Origin of the sequence: Longimonas sp., assembly GCF_046498435.1 — a bacterium.
Classification (GTDB): domain Bacteria; phylum Bacteroidota; class Rhodothermia; order Rhodothermales; family Salinibacteraceae; genus Longimonas.
Map to the genome: position 1 here is coordinate 1 of NZ_JAWOAR010000209.1, position 3769 is coordinate 3769.

3 protein-coding genes are annotated in these 3769 nt (G+C 62.5%); all 3 read left to right on the forward strand.

Annotation, left to right across the window (positions count from 1 at the left end; translation table 11 throughout):
- The first annotated feature begins 127 nt into the window (after positions 1-127).
- The 3 genes from R6U20_RS07850 to R6U20_RS07860 all read left to right on the forward strand — a co-directional run bounded on the left by R6U20_RS07850 (position 128) and on the right by R6U20_RS07860 (position 3644).
- Positions 128-652: a hypothetical protein gene (locus R6U20_RS07850; protein WP_410337307.1), complete on the forward strand. Its 525-nt coding sequence runs from the start codon at positions 128-130 to the stop codon at positions 650-652.
- 7 nt (positions 653-659) lie between these two features.
- Positions 660-2165, forward strand: a complete 1506-nt coding sequence (locus R6U20_RS07855; protein WP_410337308.1) for a carboxypeptidase M32 — start codon at positions 660-662, stop codon at positions 2163-2165.
- Positions 2166-2285: 120 nt separating this feature from the next.
- On the forward strand, positions 2286-3644 hold the full coding sequence (locus R6U20_RS07860; RefSeq protein WP_410337309.1) for a class II 3-deoxy-7-phosphoheptulonate synthase: 1359 nt from the start codon (positions 2286-2288) through the stop codon (positions 3642-3644).
- Positions 3645-3769: the final 125 nt, after the last annotated feature.

Genomic DNA, 3769 nt, shown 5'->3' on the forward strand with positions numbered 1-3769 from the left:
ATGTGTACGAGACCGACTGTGGGTGCGGGCGGTGTCAGGCGGATGCGGCAAGCCTGTCACCGGGAACGAAGCCCTTCGCATCCTCTTAACACCACTGTTTTATTGCATCACAGAACCGCCACGCAATATGTCGCCGTCGCTGCCTCGAAGTGTTCGCAACGCGCTGGGCGAGGAGCCCGCTGAGGATTTTACGCACTGGCTCGACCTCCTTCTGAGCGAGCGCGCTGTGCCCCGTGATGAGTACCGTGCGGTGCAGTCGCGCCTCGATGTGCTTGAAAATGAAGTGCGCCACCTGCGCACTGATATGGAAGACGGGTTCGAGCAGGTGGATCGGCGCTTTGTGCAAATCCAAGAGCAATTCGAAGTCCGCTTCGATCAACTGAACGAACGCTTTGATCGGCGTGCGGAGCAGGTTGATGAACGTTTTGATCGGCGTGCGGAGCAGGTTGATGAACGTTTTGAGGCTATGGAGCGACGCTTTGATAGCGTTGACCGTCGTCTTGACAAGATGGATGCGAAGATTGTGCGGTACGACCAGCGTTTTGACGCGATGAACGCCACTATGATGCTCATGATGCGGTGGACCGTTGGCACCATCGCGCTGTTTGGCACGTTGATTACGGTGCTCATTACCATTGCCGAATTCTTCTGACGCCTGTATGCCTGCTCCTGTCGATGCGCTTCGCGATGCTCTGGCCCCCATCGAAGACCTCAAATCTGCCGCCGCTGTGCTGTCGTGGGATCAGGAGACGTTCATGCCCGACGGGGCCGCCGAGGCCCGGGCGCAGCAGATTGCCACGCTCAAAACGATGGCGCACGAGCGCTTCGTGACCGACGAGATCGGCGCGCTCCTCGACAAAGCCGAAACCGCTGTGGAGCAGGGCGCAGCCACAGACATGCAGGCCGACCTCGTCCGCGTGGTGCGCCGCGACTACGACCGCGCCCGCAAGCTTCCGTCCGATCTGGTGAGCGCGCTCTCGCAGGCGGCCTCGCGGGGGCAGACGGCCTGGAAGCAGGCCCGCACGAACGACGACTTCAACCACTTCGCGCCGCATCTTGAGGAGCTGGTGGACCTCACCATCCAGAAGGCCGAGGCGCTGGGCTATGAGACCGAGCGCTACGATGCGCTCCTCGACGAATACGAACCGGGCCTGCCCACATCGGCTGTCGTGGATACCTTTGCCGATCTGCGCGAGCAACTCGTGCCGCTTGTGGATGCGATTGCCGACCAGCCCGCCCCCAACGACGCGATGCTGCACGGCGCGTTTCCGGTCGATCAGCAGAAAGCCTTTGGCGAAGCGGTCATCACAGACTTCGGGTATGACTTCGACTGCGGACGTCAGGATATTTCGGCGCATCCGTTTACCACCTCGTTCGATGTGACCGACGTGCGCCTCACCACGCGCTTCGATGCGCAGTTCTTGCCCTCTGGACTCTTCTCAACGCTGCACGAAGCGGGGCACGGCCTCTACGAGCAGGGCATTGCTCCGGAGCTGGCCCGCACGCCCTTGGCCGAAGGCGCCTCGCTCGGCATCCACGAATCGCAATCGCGCTTCTACGAGAACGTGATCGGACGCAGCCGTCCGTTCTGGCAGCACTATTACCCGGCGCTGCAAGACACGTTTTCGGATGCGCTGCGCAACGTGGCGCTGGACGACTTCTACCGCGCCATCAACCGGTCCGAGCCGTCGCTTATTCGGGTGGAGGCGGATGAGGTGACGTACAATCTGCACATTATGCTGCGGTTTGAGCTGGAGCGCGCCCTGGTGCAAGAGGACCTGGCCGTGCAGGATCTGCCCGCGGCCTGGAACGATCGCATGGACGAATACCTCGGCATCACGCCCGACTCCGATGCCAACGGCGTGCTGCAAGATGTGCACTGGTCGTTCGGTGCCATCGGCTACTTCCCCACCTACGCGCTCGGCACGCTCATGTCGGCCCAGATCGCCAACGCCATGCGCAAAGACCTGTCCGATTTCGACGCGCAGATTGCCGAGGGTGAGTTCGCCCCCGTGCTCAACTGGCTGCGCACGCACATCCACCAGTACGGACGCCGCCTCGACGCGCCCGATCTTCTGGAGCAGGCCACCGGTCAATCGCTTCAGGCGGATGCGTGGCTTGGGTCGATGCGCGATAAGTACGGCGCCATCTATCCGGGGCTGTAGCCCGATGCAGCATCGGGTCTCGTAGATGAAGCTCGTGCAGAACCCGTGCATGGGGAAACGCTACGAACGACCCCTCGTTTTCGCATCCATCATTCGTTGTCTACGCTTCGCACTCGTTCTATGCCCACCGATACCGCACCATCCTGGAGTCCCTCGTCCTGGCGCACCCGCACCGCCCGCCAGCAGCCCACGTATCCCGACCCCGACGCGCTCGACGCCGCGCTGTCGCAGGTTGACCGGATGCCGCCGCTCGTGACGTCGTGGGAGGTTGACAACCTAAAAGAGGACCTGGCCCGGGCCGAGGCGGGCGAGCGCTTCTTGCTGCAGGGCGGCGACTGCGCCGAGTCGTTCGACGACTGCACGGCGGATGTCATTACGAGCCGCCTCAAGATCATGCTGCAGATGAGTCTGGTGCTCACTTACGGCCTGGATACGAAGGTCGTGCGCGTGGGCCGCTTTGCCGGACAGTACGCCAAGCCGCGCTCCTCCAATACCGAAACGCGCGATGGGACCACGCTGCCCAGCTACCGCGGCGAAATCATTAACAGCCCAGAGTTTACCGAGGCATCCCGCACGCCCGATCCGCAGCGTCTGCTCAAAGCGTACACGCACTCGGGGCTCACGCTGAACCTGGTGCGGGCGCTCTCTGAGGGGGGATTCGCGGACCTGCGCCATCCCGAATACTGGGATGTGGACTTCATGGCGCACTCGCCGCTCGCGAATGAGTACCAGCGCCTGGTGGACGACATCGGCACGGCTATGCGGTTCATCGACACGGTGGCCGAGCAGGCCCTGGATGCAATGGAGCGCGTCACCTTCTACACGAGTCACGAGGCGCTGCTCTTGCCGTACGAAGAAGCCCTCACGCGCACGGTGCCGCACAAGCAGGGCGTCTACAACCTGGGCACGCACCTGCCATGGATTGGCAAACGCACCAACAATCCCGAGGAGGCGCACATGGAGTACATGCGCGGCATCCAGAATCCGATTGGGCTGAAGGTGGGGCCGGATATGACGCCTTCGCAGCTACGCACGCTGGTGCGCCACCTCGACCCCGATGACGAGCCGGGCCGCCTGACGCTCATTACGCGCTTCGGCGCCGACCAAATCGCCGACTGCCTGCCGCCGCTCATCAATACGCTGGACAAAATGGGCCACTCGGTGCTCTGGTGCTGCGACCCCATGCATGGCAACACCGAGCGCACCGATGGCGGCATCAAGACGCGGCGCTTTGCGAACATCCTGGGCGAGCTGGAGCAAGCCTTTGAGATCCACGCTGCTGAGGGCTCGCGGCTGGGCGGCGTGCACTTTGAGCTTACGGGCGAGAACGTGACTGAGTGCATCGGCGGCGCGCGGGGGTTGGAAGCGACCGACCTGGAGCGCGCCTACAAATCGCTCGTGGACCCGCGCCTGAACTACGAGCAGTCGCTGGAGATCGCGTTCAGCGTGGTGCGCAAGTATCGCGCGCTACACGGGTAGGGGATTTTGGATTGGGGATTTTGGATTGGGGATTGGGGATGCTGGTGTCAGGATGGCAGAGGTGGTGGAGGTTGCAACTGTGGAATCTGTGTTGTATGCTTTTGGGTACTGATTCCCAGTGTCAG